This is a genomic window from Okeania sp. SIO1H4 (assembly GCF_010672695.1).
Lineage (GTDB): Bacteria > Cyanobacteriota > Cyanobacteriia > Cyanobacteriales > Microcoleaceae > Okeania > Okeania hirsuta.
Genome location: NZ_JAAHGB010000075.1, coordinates 1 through 19,075, shown reverse-complemented (window position 1 = coordinate 19,075; position 19,075 = coordinate 1). Strand labels below are relative to the sequence as shown.

Genomic DNA, 19,075 nt, shown 5'->3' with positions numbered 1-19,075 from the left:
GTAGGGGCTTTCTGTTGCCTTTTGACAGAGGAGCTGCGTTAACATAGTACCCGCCTTCCGGGATTTACTCCCTTCGGGTCTTACAGTGGCTCCACAGACTGAAACTGCGAGTCCTGCAGCCTTCTGGGATCTGGGTTCTGGGAATATATAGAAAAAAAGTATTTTTGCTTGCTATGAGATGCACCCATTCTTTTTTCACGCTTGGTCTAATAGTAAAAGATAACAGAGGAAAGACAGAAAGCATAGGAAAATATAATTATTATCCAGAAAAGAGAGAATAGGTATGGAGGGAACAGGTTTATTGTAAACCGCAAATCTACTACTTATTAATCAATCAATTTATTAAATACTTCTTGATTTCTAATATCGTCAAAGTCTGGTTCATTTTTTGCCATTTCCTGACATCTACTAGCATTGAGACTAATTGCTTTTTTCAAGGTTTTTAAACCTGCTTCAACTTCACCTTTCAACACACAACAACGAGCCTTATTATACCAAGCACTAAAAAAGTCAGGTTTAATTTTTGCTGCATTATCATAACAAGCGATCGCCTCTCCATAAATACCTAACTTCATCAAAGCAACTCCTCGATTATTCCACGCATCGCTATAATTATTTTTAATAGCAATTGCCTGATTATAAGACTTAACTGCCTCTTGATATTTTTGAATTTTTGCTAAACAAACACCACGATTATTCCAGGCATCAGCATAATCAGCTTTAACTTTAATTGCTTGTTCAAAAGAATTAATTGCCTCTTGATAATGCTGCAATTCTATTAAAGAAACACCACGATTATTCCAGGCATCAGCATAATCAGCACGAATTTGTAAAGCTCTATCATAAGAAGCGATCGCCTCATCATACATTTTTAATCTTGTCAATACCACCCCTCGATTATTCCAAGTATCTGCCATTTCAGGATGAATTTTCAAGGCTTGATTGTAAGAATAAATAGCTTCTTTGAGTCTACCTGCAAAGAAAAATTTATCTGCTTGTTTAGCATAATCATTTGCCATCATTAACGGTTCAGAATTATCAGTTTTAGCAGCAGAATATTGAATCAATGTATCCTTTTGCAGTTGTTCTATTTTTTCGTCGGCTTGTTGACTTTGTTGTTGCAGTTCATCTAATATTATTTGAGCTTCATTGACGATTTCTTTTAACTGAGATATTGTGTCATATTTAAAACTTTCAATTTCTTGCTCTGTAATAAAAATTTTGTTAGATAATTTTGTCTGAAGAAACCAAATCCAAATGGCAGCAGAAGCGGGAAATAAAGTCAGCAAAATCAAAAAAATACTGAGCAATGATGTGGCATGACGAAATGTATAATCTACTTCTTCTCGCACGCGACTACGAATTTCTTCTTTCAGTTGAAAATTTTCTACTTTTTCCTGATTTTGAGCTAGTAAACTATCAATTTTATGAGTTGCAAAATTTTTATTTTCTGGGAATACAGATAATAACTTTAAATCATTTTTTTGTTGGTAATTATCGTTAATTTTATCCTTTGTCCCTTGACTATACGCAGAATTTCCACTAATAGAAAATATTAGGGTGATAATTAAAATATAAATTGACTTTGGTAAGCCTTTACTGAGGTTTTTTAACATCTGCTTGTGGCAAAACTCTACCATGTTATATATAGCAAACTTTTTGAAATTTGGTATTATGTCATGTCCGGTTGAACAGTTATAAATAAACGACGAAGGAGTCAGTCTTCAGGAGTCAGAAGGAAATAAAGAAGAAGAAAGAGGAGGAGGAGAAGAAGGAGAAGGAGAAAGTTTTTTTATCACTAATTATCAGGACATGATATTAGGAAAGATTGACAGCTTAAAACTCAGACAACGTTATTTCAGTTATCAGTTATCAGTCATCAGTTCTCAGTTGTAAGATTTTTACTTCTTCCTTCTACCTTGAAGAAGGAGTCAGGAGTCAGGAGTCAGGAGTCAGGAGGGAAAATTGCATGGGGATTCGCTCCCCCAAACAATTTTGAGCACCGTGTAGACGGTGGGGTATTAAACCCATAAGGGAAATGATAAACTAATAATATTTCTATCTATAGCATTAGACATCTCCTCCAAAAGAGGGAATAGGGAATAGGGAATAGGGAACCCACCCCTCGCCCCTCCCCCTCCTGGGAGGGGAATAATTGATAATTTCTGTACTATAATTGATTTGATTTTTGATTTTTGGAGATGTCTATTATAGAAATAGCAAATTTTTAACTTTTGACTTTTGACTTTTGACTTTTGACTTAAAAATGTCTGAATGGATTGAAATTGGTAGAATTGTTGCTCCTCAAGGTTTGAGAGGAGAGTTGCGAGTATATCCTAACTCTGACTTTCCAGAAAGATTCTTAGAACCAGGAAAAAGATGGTTATTACAACCAGGTCAGGTAGACCCCCAAGATATTGAGTTACTGGGTGGTCGTTATCTTCCTGGTAAAGAGTTATATGTAATACAGTTGGCAGGGATTGAAAATCGCGAACAAGCTGAAGCATTACGCAATAGTCATTTGTTCGTCCAACGAGGCGATCGCCCCCAACTAGCAGAGGGTGAATTTTATCTACCAGACTTAATTGGTTTGACAGTTATTAATCAATTAAATGGGGAAATTATTGGTAAAGTTGTGAGTATGATTTCAGCAGGAAATGATTTATTAGAGGTAGAAAAAATATCTACAGATACTCCTATTATTTCTGAAGCTATTACTGAAGATAAACCACTACAAGAAAGTGGGAGAAGTCGGCGTAAAAAAAATCAGAAAAAGCCTAAATCTTCCCCTCCTCAAAATCTATTAATTCCTTTTGTTAAAGAAATTGTTCCTGAAGTTGATTTTGAAAAAGGTGTTATTGAAATTACTCCTCCATTAGGCTTAATTGACTTATAAAAAATGGGTGCATCTCAATTTTGATTGAAGAAGGAGACAGGAGACAGGAGACAGGAGGAAAATTACATGGGGATTCTAACCCCAAGTAATTTTGAACACCGTGTAGACGGTGGGGTATTAAACCCACAAAGAAAATGATAAAGCCAAAAAATTATCGCTTTTAGGCAACAGGCAACAGGCAACAGGCAACAGGCAACAGGGAACAGGGAATATATAGAAAAAAAGTATTTTTGCTTGCTATGAGATGCTCCCTAAAAAATTACATCAACTGAAATTCTTTAATAGCAGGTAAAAAGTTTTTATTTTCATGGCTTGGGCGACTAAGTTTAATCAGAACAAATCTTTGTAGTGGAGTTAGATTTTTCCATTTTTCTAATTTAATTTCAACCCCTGTTTCTTGAGCTTTAATTTGAACAGCATCCGGAATTTTTGTGTCATCCATCCAAGCTGGATTTAGTTCTATAGATAATTCTTTAGCAGGAGTATCTGTATGTTGAATTACTAACTCATATAGCCACTCTCGATAATTTTTAATTTCCTCTGGTGTACTGCAAGATTTATCTACTAGCTCTTGACGAATTAAATGATTAAATTGATGCCAGTGAGATAATTTTAATTTAACTCCGCAGGTATCTAATTTATAACGGACTATCATGGGAATACATCGTAGAGATTCTACAAAGTCTTGCTCAAATTCAAAATAATTATTGATCATATTTTCTTGATTTTTCAGTTTTATATAATGTCTGGTAAAACAGTTATGATTAGGCTCGTAGTTTTGCTCTATTCCTAATATTTAGGGTTTGCTGAAAAAGTATTTTAGTAGGGGTAGGAGACAGGAGATAACCCACCCCTCGTCCCTCCCCCTCCCAGGAGGGGAAGACAGGAGACAGGATAAATGGGAATTTAGAGGAAGTAGGAGTAAGAATTGTAAGAGTGATTTTTCTGCCCAACTATGCGCCTAAAATACTAACTTTTTGAGCGTTTTAGACTGAAACAGGCGCACTTTTTTCATTCCCAAAAAGGCTAAAGTCTTTATATTTCAATGCTTTTATATTTAATCAGCAAGCCCTATTTAGCCCTAATATTAAGTCTGATTAATTAGCCATAATAAAAATGTTTTATAGCGTTTCTCAAATTAGTGATATACAGTTGTTTTTCTTTTTTTCTATCCCCTGTTTCTCGAATTACTACTCCCTACTCCCTAAAACAAACGAATGCGCGTACCTCACCAATATGAGAATTGCTATATTAAGTAATTAACACAGACTGAATGACTTTTTTTGATAATTATTAGCTAGTTATTGTTAATTATTCTTATTTTTACTTCTCCCCCACCTGCCCACTCCCCCAGGGCTAATTCATTGTCGTCAGAGAATATTTATATGGATATGAAATACATTTAATTGTGCAAATATTAAGAATCTCCCCATCTCCCTATCAATTTTTCTAAGCGTGACAATAAATTGACCCTGCTCCACTCCCCCGCTCAAGAAAATGTAGCAAACATTTATCAAATTGGTATAAAGAGCTAGAGCAAAACTACAAACAAAAAAATTATTCCGGCAACTTATATTGCCCTACAATTTTCTTCGCAAACTCTGGCACATGAGCCTCTAATTTTTCTGGATGATTCCGCTTTACATAGAGATAATTACGAGTGAAATGAGAATCAATAGAAAACCGCCCATATTCCAAACCTTTAGGACCAATTTTTTCAATAACAACTCCCATTAATTTTGCAGCCCACATCGGCAAAGTAACAGCTTGGTCATAAGCCGGAATACTTTGTTGAACAGCATTTTTTCTATCTCCCTGAGACATTACAGGTTGAGTATCTAACTGATTCATCACCAAATCTAACATTTGTTTTCCAGTCTCATTCCTAACAGTAATCCACTGCCAACCAAAAGGCGCTCCCATATATCCCACGACCAAATCTGCCAAACCATTTACATAGTCAAAACAACTCATACAAGAAGGAGCAAAAACATCTTTTAATTTCTTAGTATTCAACCCAAAAAATGGCACTTTTTCTATAGAGCCATCCTCATGTTTAAAATGTACTCGAAAGTCTTGCATAAATTCATAATGCACCACAGTTTCTGGTGACTTACTCGTAGTATCCAAGAACTTTTGCAAACCCTCTCTAGTCACATTATCCACACAGGGAGTCCCCAAAACATAGAGCTTTTCTAAACCTAATTGTTTTTCCACCGCTCGTAATGCTTGAATCTGACAACCAACCCCAATTACTAACAATTTTTTCATCCCAGAATTTTCAATTTCTTCTAATACCGAAAGATTAGGAGAAAGAGTCGGTTTATTCACTTTTGCTGCCAATACTTCCTCCGGAGTCCGGGCAATAACTGGCATCGGTTGAAAGCGGTCTTCCTTAGTATTTTGCACACAGACAACACCTTCCACAATACCTTGATTCAACATTTCACAGGCGAGCGTACTCACAATACCAGTCCATTGTGCGCCTTCAATAGGTTGTTTTTTGCGAGCTGCCATCATATCTTGATGAACGCCGAAATAAGTCTCATTATCATTATCTAGGTTGCGAGTGCGTCCATGAGTTTGTTGTTCGAGGTTGTCAAATTGTTGATTAAGAAATGCACAAGCATCCTTGACATAATGGATATAATATGTATCGCATAAACCACATTCGCTACAGAGTTCCTTTGCAGGGCGACGCGCACCTGGTCTAAGTGCTTTAGCTTTCTTGTGTTTAGGGGTGTTTGGAGTTGAAATAGTCATTGAAAATTGATTTTTTAAACTGAGTCACTTTTATTTAGGATACCACTTTTCAGTTATCAGTTATCAGTATGGAGAGGTCTATTAGACATCTGGTAAAAATCAAAAATAAAATCAATTATTATCCATAAATTATCAATTATTCCTCCCTGTTCCCTGTTCCCTGTTCCCTCTTTTCTGTTCCCTCTTTTCTGGAGAGGTCTATTGACAAATTCTTAATATGGAACGCCAAAAATCTCCCGTTCCCAAATCTTCTCCCCCATGTTAGAACTAATATTGTAGTAATCTCTCAAAGACAACCGATGGATATTCCCAAATTTAGCAGGAAACTAAAAGAGGTTCGGTAATGAGCGTAAATTACATTTTAAGCCAATATATAGACGAAGCAATGTCCGAAGCAGTTTACGATAAACTCGAAGATGGCACTTTCGTCGGTAGAATTCCATCCTGCAAAGGCGTTATCGCATTTGCATCCACACTGCGCCAGTGCGAGAATGAGTTACGCTCGACCTTAGAAGATTGGATTCTAATAGGGTTGAAACTCCGTCATGCTCTGCCAGTTATTAACAACATCAATTTGAACGAGGAACCAACCCGTGATCCGGTGGACACCCTTTGAACAATTAATAATTAATAATTAATAATTAATAATTACCTCTCCTTGAAAACAGATAGGATTGACGATGATGATTCGAGAAATTGAGGAAATTATCGCTCGTCCTATCTCCCTTGATGAGTGGGTGACTTTATAGTTACTCCAAAGCGATCGCTCCTGCCAAAACCAAGCACATTTGATAGGCTCAATTTTTATCTTAAATGCGGTTAAATAGTTGTCATTGCTAGCAATTAGAGCTATAATACAATATGGATAAAAATAGCCTTAGCCAAAAGGAAAGTAGAGAAGTCTATGCCTATTTATAAGGAAGTAGTAAGTCAAATTCACCGCCTTACCAAGGCCGAACAATTCCAACTATTAGAAGAATTAAAAGCAATAGTGGAGAACTCCATAGAAGCAGAGACAGAAGAAGAACTCATTTCTCCCGCAGAAATAGCTGCCAGCGAAACCGCATGGCAAGATTACTTAGCAGGTCGCGATCGCGGCAAATCTCTCCAAGAACTAGAATTAGAATTATTTGGGAGGAAGCTTGAGTGAGTGGAACTTAATAATTCTCAAAGCTGCCGAGAATTACCTAAAACCTTTGCCTTTACCAGACCAAGAGCGCATCCTTCGGGGTCTGAAGTTACTAAAAACTGACCGAACAATGATAGACATTAAGCCCCTCAAAGGTCGTCCCGAATGGCGGTTGCGAGTAGGTAAGTACCGGGTGCTGTTTATAGAAGACCAGGAGAACTTAGCTTATATTGTCACGGTCATCGGTCCTCGGGGAGATGTTTATAAGTAAGAGGGTCGCTGTACTGCTATAATATACTTTCAAAAATTCTCTTTTTGGGTATTCTAATTTATGGTCAAGCCTCCTAAACAGACCTTATTAGCTGTGCTGAAAATAGCTCTGGTGTCTACTTCTTTGCCTTTAATAGTAACAAGTTTGTCTCCATTATACCCAAGCACTAAGCAAATTAATAGTCTAGTCTTTGCCCAAGAAAATATTAAGCCTAACCCTCAACCTACTGCTAGTCTTGAACCAAAAAAGACAAGTCAACCCACCGAACAAAAAACACAGGAAAAATCGGAAAATTCTGATGATGAGAAAGACTGGGAAGGGTGGTTAATTTTAATTCCTGTGCTGGCTGGTTTGTATTTAGGAATTCTCTGGTTTCGCCCCTTATTGTTATTGGTTCTACCTGCGGAATTAAAGATACCGAAAACACCTGTAACTCCAGAAGTTAAACTACCTGTTGGTATCTTACGTTTTCTCAAGTATCGCCCCAGGGTATTAGATGCTTGGGTGGAAAAACATCTGGAGACTTTTCAACAGAAGTTTCTGGAGAATGAAACTGTTGAGGAGCGAAAAGATTATGTTTCGCTTCCGGTTGAATTAAACAGTCAGGAAATTGATGAGCTGACAGCGGAAACCTTGAGCGAACCTTTTAACAGAGAAAAGCGAGTGCGACTGTTAATTTGGGGCGAGGGAGGATCGGGAAAAACAACTATTGCTTGTCAAATTGCTAAATGGGCAATGAAAAAACAGCATCAGTCTAAAGCTTTAGCTAAACATTTGATGTTACCAGTTTTAATTGAGAAGGAAATTGATAATACTGGAGATGGCATCAAACCGATAATGGAAGCAATAATGGCAGAAATTCAGGGGTTGATCGACAACGAACAAATGATTGTTGATGAATTATTGGTTAAACAACTCCTACGACAGCGCCGAATTTTATTGATTGTAGATGGTTACTCGGAGATGAGTCAAGAAACTCAAGAGAAATTTAATCCCGACTTGAAAGAATTTCCGGCAAATGCTTTAATTGTCACTTCCAGAATAGAGGAAAAATTCCGGGGTATTGATATTAAAATTAAAACTCTCCGGTTTGATGCGGGAAAGTTAGCTTACTTTATTGAGTTGTATTTGAAGGAGTGTAATAAGTGGAAGTTGTTTGAGGTGGATCAAGAAGAATTTTTACAGGAATGCGCTCAACTTGCACGCATTGTTGGGGAACAGAAGACTATAACTGTTTTGCTAGCAAAGCTTTATGCTGAGAAGATGATTAATAGTAAGGAGAATAATGTTACCTCTGAGGGTTCTCTCGACAATATTCCCGATCTAATACTTAACCACTTAGAAAAGTTGAACCTTCAAGGAGAAAGAGAGACTAGGAGTGAATATCCTACAGTTAAAAAGGATGCTCAACTAATTGCTTGGAAATGTTTGGAGCAAAATTATAGACCATTTTATGCGGAGCGCAAAGAAGTAGTTGAGGCTTTTTCCAGTTTGGGGAGAGATGATGCAAGAGACTGTCTGGAGTATTTTGAGAAACACCTGCGACTGCTTAAGTCTATTGGATATGGTGAAAGAAAAGACAGAAACAAAATTCGCTTTGCTCTCGAACCGTTAGCGGAATATCTAGCTGCACTATATTTGGTAGAGAAGAATAAGGATGATGAGGAAAAGTGGCGGAAGTTCGTGGCAACAGCAAAGGAAAAATCAGGTAAGGAAGAAATTCAAAGCTTTTTGCTGGCAGTGAGAGATTGTTGTTTGGCAAAAGGTTGGGAGTTTAGAGTAGCTAGTTTTGTCGCAGATAAAATTGGCTACCTGGCAGGATTAGATTTGGATGCTTTACAAAAAGAGCTAGAGAGGCAAAGAATTAAAAGGCTTGTACGAAACTTGTTTGCTCCAGGGGCAACGGTACAAGATAGGGTAGACGATCTCATAAAAATAGGAGATAGTGGCTCGGTTGCTAAATTTGTTGCTCCTGATATTGTCAAATTTCTCAAAGATTATGATTTAAGTATACGTCTATCTGCTATAGAGTCGTTAGGCAACTTAGGCAATGCTTCTGAACCTATAGTGCAAGCCTTATTAGCTCGGCTTACAGATGAAGCTCCACAAGTGCGTGACCTGGCAGCACAAGTGTTGGGCAAATTAGGTTATGCTTCTGAAACTGTGGTGCAAGCTCTACTAACCCTACTTAGGGACAATGATTCAGAAGTGCGTTTTTCCGCAGCAGAGGCGTTGGGTAACTTAGGCAGTAATTCAGAAGCAGTTATGCAAGCCATATTAGCTGTACTTCAACAAGATGAGAATTCAGAAGTATGTTTCTCTGCTGCGGAGGCTTTGATCAAATTAGGTAATGCTTCTGAACCTGTAGTGCAAACTCTATTAACTCTACTTCAAGATGATAATTTAATCGTGCGTTCCTCTGCTGCACAGGCGTTAGGCAACTTAAGCAATGCTTCTGAACCAGTGGTGCAAGCTCTTTTAGCTTTACGTCAAGATAGCCACTCATCTGTGCGTGCATCTGCTGCAGAAGCATTAGAAAAGTTAGGCATTAATTCAGAAGATGAAAAGTAGAAAACCCAGTTGTTCGATTAATGAATATTTTACAGGAAAAAAATGATGAAATTAACATTCTTTAGAAAACAAATATACAACGTATTAATCAATTTTTTAGGTCTGACTAGAACCTGACGTCTCCTCCAAAATATTTATCCAGGTTCCGGAGACTATACCAAGGAAAAATATCAATTAAAGGAACCCACATTCGAGGAATTTGAAGAGTTTTTCATACAACAAAAAACTACACATTCAAGGAGAAAAAATCAAATGCCTTACAGCGATTTAACATTACCCAAAATTCAACAAGAATTTTCCTTAACAATCAATGAACAAGTCGATTTTTTTGCCAATATTCCAGAAGTTCAACCAAGCGATTTTCTCAAACAAACATTACAAAATAACTTACCATTAGCCTTAGCAATTAATACAGAAAAAGCTCGTTTCCTGACGGAATGCTCCGCAAGCAGAAATGATTATTGCCCCGATTTTAATAGAATTCCGCAAAATCCTCAATAATCAAATTAGCCTGTTTTCCGGAACAGAATTTAACGTCGATACTGCCAGAGGATTAAACAGTACTTGTGACTTTCTCATTAGTCTATACCCGGAACAACTATTTCTTAAATCTCCAGTTTTTGCCATTGTAGAAGCAAAAAAAGAAAACTTAAACGCCGGATTAGGGCAATGTCTCCCAGAAATGATTGCTGCACAAATATTTAATCAACAACAAGGCAATCAAATTTCCACCATTTACGGTGTCGTCACCACTGGGAATATTTGGAAATTCTTACAATTATAAAGTACAGAAGTTCACATCGATCTAACTGAATACTTTCTCCTGGGCAACCGTGGTAACGATAGTATTAATGGCGGTGCTGGTGATGATACTCTCAAGGGTGGCTATGAAAACGATACCCTCAAGGGTGGTAGTGGTGATGATAATTTAATTGGTTGGATAGGTAATGATGCCTTATTAGGTGGTAATGGAGAAGATACTCTCAGTGGTGGTCAAGGCCGCGATCGCTTCAATGGTGGTGAAGGTGATGATACTCTAACTGGTGGTGCTAGTAAGGATAAATTTATCTTTGCTGCTAACCAAGCATTCAGTGAAGTAGATTTAGGTGTGGATGAAATTACTGATTTTGTCCCCGGTCAGGATATGATTCTACTAGATTTAACAACATTTGCTGCCATTGAAACTGAGGCAGGTGCTAGTCTTGGTGATGAATTTGCTGTAGTTGAGGGTGAGGGTTTTGTTTTTGGTAGTGAAGCAAAAATTGTTTATGACTCTGCCAATAGCACCTTATATTATAATCCTAATGGTAGTGAAGATGGTTTAGGAAATGGCGATCGCTTTGCAATCTTTTCTAATGATGCTTCTTTGACAGTAGATGATTTTCTGATTAGAGCATAAACATAACTTTGTAAGTAATAAATAGGTGGGTTTCCCATGAAAAATACACCTATTTATTCAAAATACAGAATAGACATCTCCAGAAAAGAGGGAACAGGGAACAGGGAACAGGGAACAGGGAAGAATAATTGATAATTTCTAGATAAGAATTGATTTTATTTTTAATTTTTGGAGATGTCTAATTAAATTTTCCTCAAAAAACTTTCCCCTGGTAACGACAAATTCTGTAGTTTACTATTTACCCAATTTGCTGCTGCTAACCCAGAAGCGAAAGCACTCTCAATATTATCTCCGCCACACCAGTCACCTGCACCCACTAAGGGCAACGGCAATTCTGTAGTCAGGCAAGAAACAGCTAAAGGTTGATGACAAAAAGCATAACCCCACCGATGCACTTGCAACCATTCTGGAGATTTTAACCATGGCATTAATTGTTGCGCTGTATACTCCAGTAATTCTTGCCCCACTGGTTGTAAGTCTGTGGTATCAAGGTGGGTAGTGGCAAACTTGGCGTTGCTTTGAATAACAAATACAGGTTGAGTAGAATGGGGGCGTTTACTGCTATCAACACCCACCCAGGCAAGATAGTCATCATTAGGAAAAGCGATCGCTCGCCACTCCGGTAAATTTTCCTGTAGAGCTGGAGAATATCCCGCCATCACAGTAATACAGGGGTCATATTCCACAAAACGCAAATTATTGAGAAATTCGGGTGGCGTTTCCGCAACAGGTTTATCTAAAATCATTAATGCTTGAGGTGCAGGAATAGCTACAACAACAGCTTTCGATATTACTTCTATAGGTTTTTCAGTAGCAACATCATTAGTAACTTCCAGACTCAGATGCCAATTTTTGTCTGCTGTTGCTTGCATAGTTTCCACTCGCCTACTAAACCAAACCTCTAAATTTTGGGCAAGAAATTTACCCACAGAGTTCATTCCCTGGGGCGCAATATAACAATCTTTGGTAAGAGGAAGTATTAACCCCTGGGGTTGAGTTAGTTCATAAATTTTATCAGTCCAAAGTTGCAGAATGTGCTGGGAAGAAAGGCCATTTTTTTTTCTTTCTAGATAATTAATTAATTGTTGCAAAAATTTACCTTTGGGTTCGAGATAACGTAGCCCATGATCTACACGAGTTCCTGATACACGGCGAGTTGCCATCCGTCCCCCCGCTCCCCGAGACTTTTCCACTACCACCACCGAATAACCAGCCTGCTGGAGTTGTTGAGCGCAGACTAAACCAGCCATACCAGCACCAATTACTGTAACATCAAATTGTTGCGATCCCATAATAATTTTCCTGGCGACAATAGATAGTTATGTTATAATTATCTGGCACTCAACCTTAATTTGGTAATTTGCCTCTCAAACTAAAGTAAAATAACTAAGTCATGCTTGGTGGGTGTGGAGGAATATTAAGTTGAATGAACTAAGAGCAGCACTAGAATTAGCAACAGAAGAGGAGTTACAGCAGTTAACAGAACTTTTGTTTGGGCGCGGAATTAATCCTTTGGATTATTTCCAGACTCCTCTACCCATAGATGTACAAAGTCGCGATCGCGATGCCTGGTTAGACGCCCTAGAGCAAAGATTTTGTTATCTGGTGGCAGATGGCATGACTGTATTGCGAGGGCGCACTCAACAAATAACCTATCGGCAAGCTTTAATCAAAATTTGTCGTTATCTGAAAATTTCCTACTCTCAAGAGCTTTCAACTATAGATTTAGAAGCAGAGGTATTTCTTCATGTTTTAGGTCAGGCATGGAAACGCCTACCAAAATCAGAACAAGAGGTCTTAAGCCAAAGTATATGTCGATCCCTTGCCGAATCTAATGTGCCTCAGCCTTTACCAATATTAATACAAAAAAATCCATTAAGTTTACTGTTGAAAGGTGGTAGTGCTTTGGCCGTGAGTTCGATTTTGAAACCCATTTTACTTAAGGAATTTGCCCGCCAGTTTGCCATTCATTTTGCTAAATATCAAGTGACAAAAGCAGCATTAGTTAGGGGTGGGGCAACCGCAGCAGCTCAGTTTCAAAGTCACATAACTATGCAGATGGCTAATCGAGGTATGGCCATAAGTGCAGCTCGTTATGGGGCAGCAAGGACAGCTTTAAGTTTTTTAGGCCCGATGCTCTGGACTTGGTTTTTGGCCGATTTGGGTTGGAGAGCGATCGCTACAAATTATGGCCGTGTGATTCCTGCTGTTTTTGTTTTGGCCCAGATTCGGTTGTTGAATTAGGGTGGCTAGACACGGATTATGCCACGGATGTACGGATGATGGATAATAGACCTCTGCAAAAATGCCGATTTGGATTGGAGAGCGAAGGATGCGTTATAATTTAGGTTTTATTTTAGAGTTATATAAAGCTCTAAAACAATTTAATTATTATTAGAACTATATACATATAGTTGAATAGAATAGCAGTTCAATTTAGTAATTACAGAAAATTGCCATTAGAGTAATTGAACTAGGAAATAAAATTATAGTAGAAGAAATTTAAAATTATCAATCAATATCTATAAAGTGGCTCTATATTATAGAATGAGTAAAATACCAAACAAATCTATTGTTTGAATTACCAGTGCTTAGGAGAGCAGAAATGAGTCTGAATATTCAAGGTATAGTTAGTTCTGTTAAAGAAGAGCTAGCTCCTCAGTTCGAGGAAAAATTACGCAGTTATTTAGTACAACAAGACCGAGAATGGTTAATTGAACAAATTATACGTTTAACTTTAGATTCTTTATATATAAAAAAGAAAGATATTAAAGCTATTCAAGAACAAAAAGCTCAAGAGAGGCTTTCAAGAATAGAACGCCTGAAAGATATGGCATTAGATAGAGAAAAATTAGATAATTTCCTCAAAAAACATGAAAAAAGAGACCGCAATCAACTAATAGAAGCTGGATATTTAATTAATAATCCTCCAGAAAAAGGCACTGACTTAATAACAGAAAAATATCGGAGTAACCAGGGTAATGAATTACTTCTTCTAGCTAAGGATGTACTTTTTGCACTGCTATTTGGAGATGAAAGTAATCATGTTAAATTTACTAGATTTGAACAGGAATTATTAACATTAACTGTACCCAGATTCAAATCTGAATCATTAAATTTTATGAAAGCAACAACAGAAATTAGTGGTTTGGGAACCTGGCAAGATCCCGATAGTGTATCTAATGATTCACGGGCAGATAATATTATTTTGCAGGTCGAGTATGGAGAGATAGAAGGAGAATTAATAGGCGATGGTATTGTAACTTCTTTAAGCTTAATTAATAATCTAGAAATTAATGAGCAAATTCTCTATGCAAGGATGATAAATGTTGAACAAAGTACCTTAATTACTTAAGTTTGTTAGGACTTAGGTGATATTGTCCTTTTCGTCAAAATCAAATTTATATTTTGAACTTGTTTTTGCTACAGTCCCCATAAGTATTACCGAAAAATTGTGGGTATGCGTCTCCCCTTTTAAGGGGATAATAAAAAAAAATTTTCATGAATTTGTCAATCCTCTTCTTTTCAAGGAGAGGTAATTATTCATTATTCATTATTCATTATTCATTATTCATTATTCATTGTTGAACACTGTTCCCTGTTCCCTGTTCCCTGTTCCCTGCTATAACTGAAAGCCTTTGAAATTCTGACTCCTGACTCCTGACTCCTAATTACTCTAACCCTTGAGAAACAAAACCTGCCCAATGATAGGGATGTTTGAAATTTTCCCTTTTCCGAAGTTCAAACTGAGCTTTTCGTAATGCTTCCGGGCGAGTTTCTCCCTGGTTGCGGAACTGATAATATAACTGGCAAAACTCAGCAGTGGATTTGTCTTCCACTGACCACAATGTACTAACTACACTCAGGGCGCCTGCACTGAGGAAACCTGCTGCAATACTTAGAATGTCGTCGTTAAGTTTGTTGCTAAAAGTGAGGTTAGTTTCGCAACAGGAGAGGAAGACATCAGTTAATTTTGGTAAACGCCAGGTAAACACATCTCCAAGGGTGACATCCCCATCAAATAAATGTAGTTTTGAGTCTAGGAGGTTGATTAAGTCGGCGCTAGCGTGATGACTCGAATGGAGAATTTGTACTTGTTTTGCCAGTTGACGGTAGTTGTTTACTGTTGCTTGTTGATATTTGAGGTGCAGGTTATTCGGCACTTGGAACATTTGCGCGAGGTTTTGGCATTCGTACTCGCTACCTTCGAGGTCGCCTGTTGCATTTTCGACTATTCCCATTTTTGGGGAGTTGGTGGTTTTGTTGCAGTTATCGCAATAGCTGAGTATTTGACAACTGGATACGACTCGCAAACGGAATTTGTCACTTAGATAGGTTTTGGATATAGTTGTGGTTTGGGTTTGAGTGGGGCGCGGATTAAATTTCATGCCTTTGGTATTATCCATAGGTAGGTTGTCTGCGATGGTCACAGTTTCTGTTGTGATGGGTAAAGCAGCAAATGGAATTTGATGCAGGAATATATGAGGCACAATAATTAATTCTTTGATGTCTGTGAGATGTTTGGTAATAAGTTGATTTATTTGTAAGCGTTGGGCGAGTTGTTGGAGAAATTCTCCCATGAAGTGCGGAATGTAGGACTGAAGATGATGCCATGGGGAATGTTTGAACATTGTGGTTTATTCATATGAAAACCGCTGTAATGTGGGAGTTGCTATTGTGGAAGGGTGGCAAAACCCAAATTAAGGTAGGGGCGAATGCCATTCGCCCTCAAATGGCGCGTTCCGCAAAGCTCCGAATGCCGCCCTCACTCGATAAGCGTGTCCGTGCGTAAGTCCTGATATATGTGTAGGTTGGGTATCAGCAGGAAACCCAACAACTCCTCTTGTATCTGTGTAGGTTGAGTTGAGTCAGCTAAACACAAGAAGCATTTTGGGTTTGTTGGGTTACGCTAGCGCTTAACCCAACCTACATTCTTTGTCCTGCTATATCTTCAATATTTTTTAATAATTATTATAGCAGTCAAAGCAAAGGGCGCAGACATATCAAAAACTTAAAACTCAGACAACGCTAAGTTTTTCCTTCTTCCTTCTGCTATAGCAGTCGAAGCAAAGGGCGCAGACATATCAAAAGCTTAAAGCTCAAACAAAGCAAGACTTTTGCTTCTTCCTTCTTCCTTCTTTCTTCTTCCTTCTTCCTTCTGCTATTCTGCCATTTCTAAATAGCAGTGTTAAAATTACCAGTGTATTGGGCAAAAGTCATTAGCATACAGTGGAAAAATATTAATAATAAGTTAAAAATCTTTAACTTCCACATTGTCGTATTATCTTTTGTCCATACATTCTGCACTAATAATATCTAAAGTCTAATATGAGTGGTACTATTACTCCTTCCCAACCAAATATTAGTCAGTTGTCTGACACTAAAACGACATCTTTAACCTCCGGTTCTGTAGTAGGAGATTTCTTCCAAGAAACTCTAGCATTAACCCGTCGGTTATTTATCCAACTAAAACGACGCCCTTCGACATTAATAGCTGGAATTATCCAACCCCTGATGTGGTTAATCCTATTTGGGGCACTTTTCCAAAATGTACCTCAAGGTTTATTTGGCGAAAGTCAAAACTATGGACAATTTCTCGGTGCTGGTATTATTGTCTTCACCGCTTTTGCAGGTGCTCTTAATGCTGGTTTGCCAGTCATGTTTGACCGAGAATTTGGCTTTCTCAACCGCCTATTGGTGGCTCCATTAACATCCCGCTTTTCTATTGTCTTAGCTTCAGCTACCTTTATTATCACTCTGAGTTTGATTCAGTCAGCAATAATCATCGGTGCTGGTGCATTTTTGGGCGCTGGATTACCTGGTACATTAGGATTAGCTACCATCGCCCTGATTGTCCTAATGTTGGTTTTGGGCGTGACAGGTTTAAGTTTGGGTCTGGCCTTTGCTTTACCCGGTCACATTGAACTTTTGGCAGTTATTTTTGTCACTAACTTACCTTTACTATTTGCTAGTACTGCTCTAGCACCTCTATCTTTTATGCCTAGTTGGTTACAGGTAGTGGCAAGTGTAAATCCTTTGACTTACGCGATCGAGCCGATTCGCTATTTGTATCTACATAGTGACTGGTCTATTGGTAGTATAATCATGGAAACACCTTTTGCTGATATTTCTTTTGGTACAGCATTGTTGGTACTTTTGGTCTTTGATGTAGTGACTTTAGTAGCAATTCAGCCTTTATTACGTCGTCGGTTTGCCTAAATTGATTCGATCGGGTGGTTCATTAATTGATAATTGATCATGGATAATTGATAATTACCTCCGGTTAAAACCGTTCTGACGCTAAAAATGTAGTAGCGTTAGACTCCTAAAATGTTGCATCGGGTAGGGGTGGGTTCCACGTTAAGTTAATTGCTCAACATTAAATTTGGATAAACCCGCCCCCTCCCCAATAATCTAATGCTACCGTAAAATAATATCTCTTCTTCAAACAGACCAAAAAAGTTGTATGCTATATATCTAAAGTTTCCTAAAAAAATGACGATACGACCTATGTCTACTCAACTTTTGACAAAAATCATTTTTAGCACCTTAACTACAGGAATAATAACTATATTCCTACCTCAGCCATCTTTTGCTGAATCTTATGAAACTAATACAGTTAATCCTCTAAAGGATTTGCAAACTGTAGATAACCCCGATCCTTTCAGTGGTTCCGGTGGGTTGAATATGTTCGATATTATTCATAACTCAAGACTGGGAAATAACCGGAATATGAAAGAGTATATGCTCGAACAACGTGACAGTATTAATGATGCAGCGACGCAGTTTCGCAATAAACAGCAGCAGCTAATAGAACCATCACAGAATGCTGTCGGTGATACTCCTGCTTCTACCCTAGGTGAGAGTGAAGTTAATCCTTAATCGACCACATAGTATAGTTATTTATTCCAGCGATCGCTCTGTTCCTCAAATCAGTATTTAAAGATAAGAGTCTATAATTGTATTGTAGGGGCGAATAACCATTCGCCCTTACGCATTGTATGAGGATCGACTGAATTATATTATTCCATGGAGCAGGGTTATTCTGCGTCACTATCATAGGAACATCTGTAAGGCTGATTCCTCCCTGGAGGCGAAACCAGTAGTCAGGTTTTCTTCTTCAAGTCCCTCTATAGGTTTTTCAATGTTCAAGCGAATCACAGGCTTTTGTTGTTGTGGCATCAGATTTTTCTTGGCCATCGGATTATTCCTCTGTGTATTTTTAGCTTAATTTGCTTGCATTTTAGGTTTATGAGTCACTACTGTCAAGTTAATGAGCTTAACTTAAGTAGCTATCAGCATTTTCCGTACCGGAATGCTCTGCAAACAGCACTCAGCTTTCAGCGCGCTAAAAGCTTGGGTTTAAATCCTCGACTTCCGCTCTTACCTTTTCCTCCACTTTTATGACCAAGAGAACGACGCAAAGCACTGAGGGTTTTGGCACTACCGAAACTATGAGTAGCATTGTAGGTATGGATTAGAGAATTATTTGGGTCAGAGGTTCGTACTAAAGCACTGACAACTCCAGTAACGGGACTTATTAGTTGTTCGTAGCGTTTTGTTGTTTGGTCGGGAGTGAATGCGCGATGACCGCCATCAGAGGTAAAATGTTTTTTGCGACTGGTGAGAGTCAGAGGATAAAATGCCATGTCTTTGAGTAATTTAGGATCGCCGCAAGCTTGACATTGAGGTCGTTTACTCAAAATATGAGTTTCTGTGGTCAGGTTTGTCTAGTTAAAGGTAATCACTTTTCCAGCGAGGGTAGTAAAGTTAGGCATTTCCACCCCACATCTTTGTACTATCCATTTGGCAACTTCAGTGGTTATTAGATTGATGGCAGTTGCCATAGTTGAAGGTAGGTAACCAAAAGAAGTAGGGAGAGATCCAGAAATTTCTCTTTTACTCGCACTAGATTTTTTGGGGTTGCACATTATGGAATGATATTGCCAAAAATTGGTTTAGATTTTGACTAAAAATAACCATTAATTAATCATTCTAGCAATTGATTAATCCACAATCCAATTCTATCAAAAATATCAAATCATT

21 protein-coding genes and 1 pseudogene are annotated in these 19,075 nt (G+C 38.0%); 14 read left to right on the top strand and 8 right to left on the bottom strand.

All coding sequences use genetic code 11. The features are described 5' to 3' along the window. Positions 1-326: 326 nt before the first annotated feature. Positions 327-1,616 (bottom strand): tetratricopeptide repeat protein, encoded by a 1,290-nt coding sequence (locus F6K06_RS28630; protein ID WP_287243961.1) that lies wholly within the window; start codon positions 1,614-1,616, stop codon positions 327-329. A gap of 650 nt (positions 1,617-2,266) precedes the next feature. On the opposite strand from F6K06_RS28630, the gene rimM reads away from it, so the two are divergent. Then, a complete protein-coding gene (rimM, locus tag F6K06_RS28625; RefSeq protein WP_287243964.1) occupies positions 2,267-2,896 on the top strand; it encodes a ribosome maturation factor RimM in 630 nt (209 codons plus the stop codon). 259 nt (positions 2,897-3,155) lie between these two features. Here the strand turns inward: rimM and F6K06_RS28620 are convergent, their stop codons facing one another. Then, positions 3,156-3,611 (bottom strand): nitrate reductase associated protein, encoded by a 456-nt coding sequence (locus tag F6K06_RS28620; RefSeq protein WP_375340282.1) that lies wholly within the window; start codon positions 3,609-3,611, stop codon positions 3,156-3,158. An 88-nt stretch (positions 3,612-3,699) separates the two neighbouring features. Between F6K06_RS28620 and F6K06_RS28615 the strand changes: the two genes are divergently transcribed. Then, positions 3,700-3,861 carry a hypothetical protein gene (locus F6K06_RS28615; RefSeq protein WP_287308945.1) on the top strand — a complete coding sequence of 54 codons (162 nt, stop codon included), beginning with the start codon at positions 3,700-3,702 and terminating at the stop codon, positions 3,859-3,861. Between the two features lie 592 nt (positions 3,862-4,453). Here F6K06_RS28615 and F6K06_RS28610 read toward each other — a convergent pair. Continuing rightward, on the bottom strand, positions 4,454-5,659 hold the full coding sequence (locus tag F6K06_RS28610) for a Coenzyme F420 hydrogenase/dehydrogenase, beta subunit C-terminal domain (RefSeq protein ID WP_287243967.1): 1,206 nt from the start codon (positions 5,657-5,659) through the stop codon (positions 4,454-4,456). 343 nt (positions 5,660-6,002) lie between these two features. Between F6K06_RS28610 and F6K06_RS28605 the strand changes: the two genes are divergently transcribed. The 8 genes and pseudogenes from F6K06_RS28605 (at position 6,003) to F6K06_RS28575 (ending at position 11,029) form a co-directional block, all read left to right on the top strand. Beyond that, the gene (locus F6K06_RS28605; RefSeq protein ID WP_124144848.1) at positions 6,003-6,275 is read left to right on the top strand and encodes a type II toxin-antitoxin system HicB family antitoxin; all 273 of its coding nucleotides are present in this window, start codon (positions 6,003-6,005) and stop codon (positions 6,273-6,275) included. Positions 6,276-6,563: 288 nt separating this feature from the next. Next, on the top strand, positions 6,564-6,809 hold the full coding sequence (locus F6K06_RS28600; RefSeq protein WP_287243970.1) for a hypothetical protein: 246 nt from the start codon (positions 6,564-6,566) through the stop codon (positions 6,807-6,809). After that, complete coding sequence (locus tag F6K06_RS28595; RefSeq protein WP_287243972.1) at positions 6,802-7,059, top strand: type II toxin-antitoxin system RelE/ParE family toxin; 258 nt, start codon at positions 6,802-6,804, stop codon at positions 7,057-7,059. Before F6K06_RS28600 ends, F6K06_RS28595 begins: the two co-directional genes overlap by 8 nt. Before the next feature lie 60 nt (positions 7,060-7,119). Then, on the top strand, positions 7,120-9,630 hold the full coding sequence (locus F6K06_RS28590) for a HEAT repeat domain-containing protein (protein WP_287243975.1): 2,511 nt from the start codon (positions 7,120-7,122) through the stop codon (positions 9,628-9,630). Between the two features lie 252 nt (positions 9,631-9,882). After that, positions 9,883-10,131, top strand: a complete 249-nt coding sequence (locus F6K06_RS34355; protein ID WP_353734902.1) for a hypothetical protein — start codon at positions 9,883-9,885, stop codon at positions 10,129-10,131. Then, the gene (locus F6K06_RS34350; RefSeq protein WP_353734901.1) at positions 10,085-10,414 is read left to right on the top strand and encodes a hypothetical protein; all 330 of its coding nucleotides are present in this window, start codon (positions 10,085-10,087) and stop codon (positions 10,412-10,414) included. Before F6K06_RS34355 ends, F6K06_RS34350 begins: the two co-directional genes overlap by 47 nt. Positions 10,415-10,429: 15 nt before the next feature. Next, a pseudogene (locus tag F6K06_RS28580) lies at positions 10,430-10,675 on the top strand (calcium-binding protein); the annotation flags it as partial. Between the two features lie 63 nt (positions 10,676-10,738). Then, the gene (locus F6K06_RS28575) at positions 10,739-11,029 is read left to right on the top strand and encodes a hypothetical protein (protein ID WP_287243977.1); all 291 of its coding nucleotides are present in this window, start codon (positions 10,739-10,741) and stop codon (positions 11,027-11,029) included. A gap of 182 nt (positions 11,030-11,211) precedes the next feature. Here the strand turns inward: F6K06_RS28575 and F6K06_RS28570 are convergent, their stop codons facing one another. Further along, positions 11,212-12,321, bottom strand: a complete 1,110-nt coding sequence (locus F6K06_RS28570) for an NAD(P)/FAD-dependent oxidoreductase (RefSeq protein WP_287243979.1) — start codon at positions 12,319-12,321, stop codon at positions 11,212-11,214. A 130-nt stretch (positions 12,322-12,451) separates the two neighbouring features. Between F6K06_RS28570 and F6K06_RS28565 the strand changes: the two genes are divergently transcribed. Together F6K06_RS28565 and F6K06_RS28560 are read left to right on the top strand one after the other, a co-directional pair. Continuing rightward, positions 12,452-13,273: a YaaW family protein gene (locus F6K06_RS28565; protein ID WP_124144645.1), complete on the top strand. Its 822-nt coding sequence runs from the start codon at positions 12,452-12,454 to the stop codon at positions 13,271-13,273. Between the two features lie 361 nt (positions 13,274-13,634). Further along, positions 13,635-14,384, top strand: a complete 750-nt coding sequence (locus tag F6K06_RS28560) for a hypothetical protein (protein WP_124144644.1) — start codon at positions 13,635-13,637, stop codon at positions 14,382-14,384. A gap of 316 nt (positions 14,385-14,700) precedes the next feature. Here the strand turns inward: F6K06_RS28560 and F6K06_RS28555 are convergent, their stop codons facing one another. Further along, on the bottom strand, positions 14,701-15,660 hold the full coding sequence (locus F6K06_RS28555; RefSeq protein ID WP_124144643.1) for a CHAT domain-containing protein: 960 nt from the start codon (positions 15,658-15,660) through the stop codon (positions 14,701-14,703). 697 nt (positions 15,661-16,357) lie between these two features. Between F6K06_RS28555 and F6K06_RS28550 the strand changes: the two genes are divergently transcribed. Next, positions 16,358-17,248 (top strand): ABC transporter permease, encoded by an 891-nt coding sequence (locus F6K06_RS28550; RefSeq protein ID WP_287243984.1) that lies wholly within the window; start codon positions 16,358-16,360, stop codon positions 17,246-17,248. A 276-nt stretch (positions 17,249-17,524) separates the two neighbouring features. After that, on the top strand, positions 17,525-17,911 hold the full coding sequence (locus tag F6K06_RS28545) for a hypothetical protein (RefSeq protein WP_124144641.1): 387 nt from the start codon (positions 17,525-17,527) through the stop codon (positions 17,909-17,911). A gap of 174 nt (positions 17,912-18,085) precedes the next feature. On the opposite strand, the gene F6K06_RS28540 is transcribed toward F6K06_RS28545, so the two are convergent. The 3 genes from F6K06_RS28540 to F6K06_RS28530 all read right to left on the bottom strand — a co-directional run bounded on the left by F6K06_RS28540 (position 18,086) and on the right by F6K06_RS28530 (position 18,960). Beyond that, positions 18,086-18,229, bottom strand: a complete 144-nt coding sequence (locus F6K06_RS28540; protein WP_161564480.1) for a DUF5837 family cyanobactin class RiPP — start codon at positions 18,227-18,229, stop codon at positions 18,086-18,088. 140 nt (positions 18,230-18,369) lie between these two features. Next, positions 18,370-18,753: a TOMM precursor leader peptide-binding protein gene (locus tag F6K06_RS28535; RefSeq protein ID WP_275670350.1), complete on the bottom strand. Its 384-nt coding sequence runs from the start codon at positions 18,751-18,753 to the stop codon at positions 18,370-18,372. A 6-nt stretch (positions 18,754-18,759) separates the two neighbouring features. Further along, entirely contained in the window at positions 18,760-18,960 is a 201-nt protein-coding gene (locus F6K06_RS28530) for a hypothetical protein (protein ID WP_240041665.1), read from the bottom strand. Positions 18,961-19,075 lie beyond the last annotated feature (115 nt).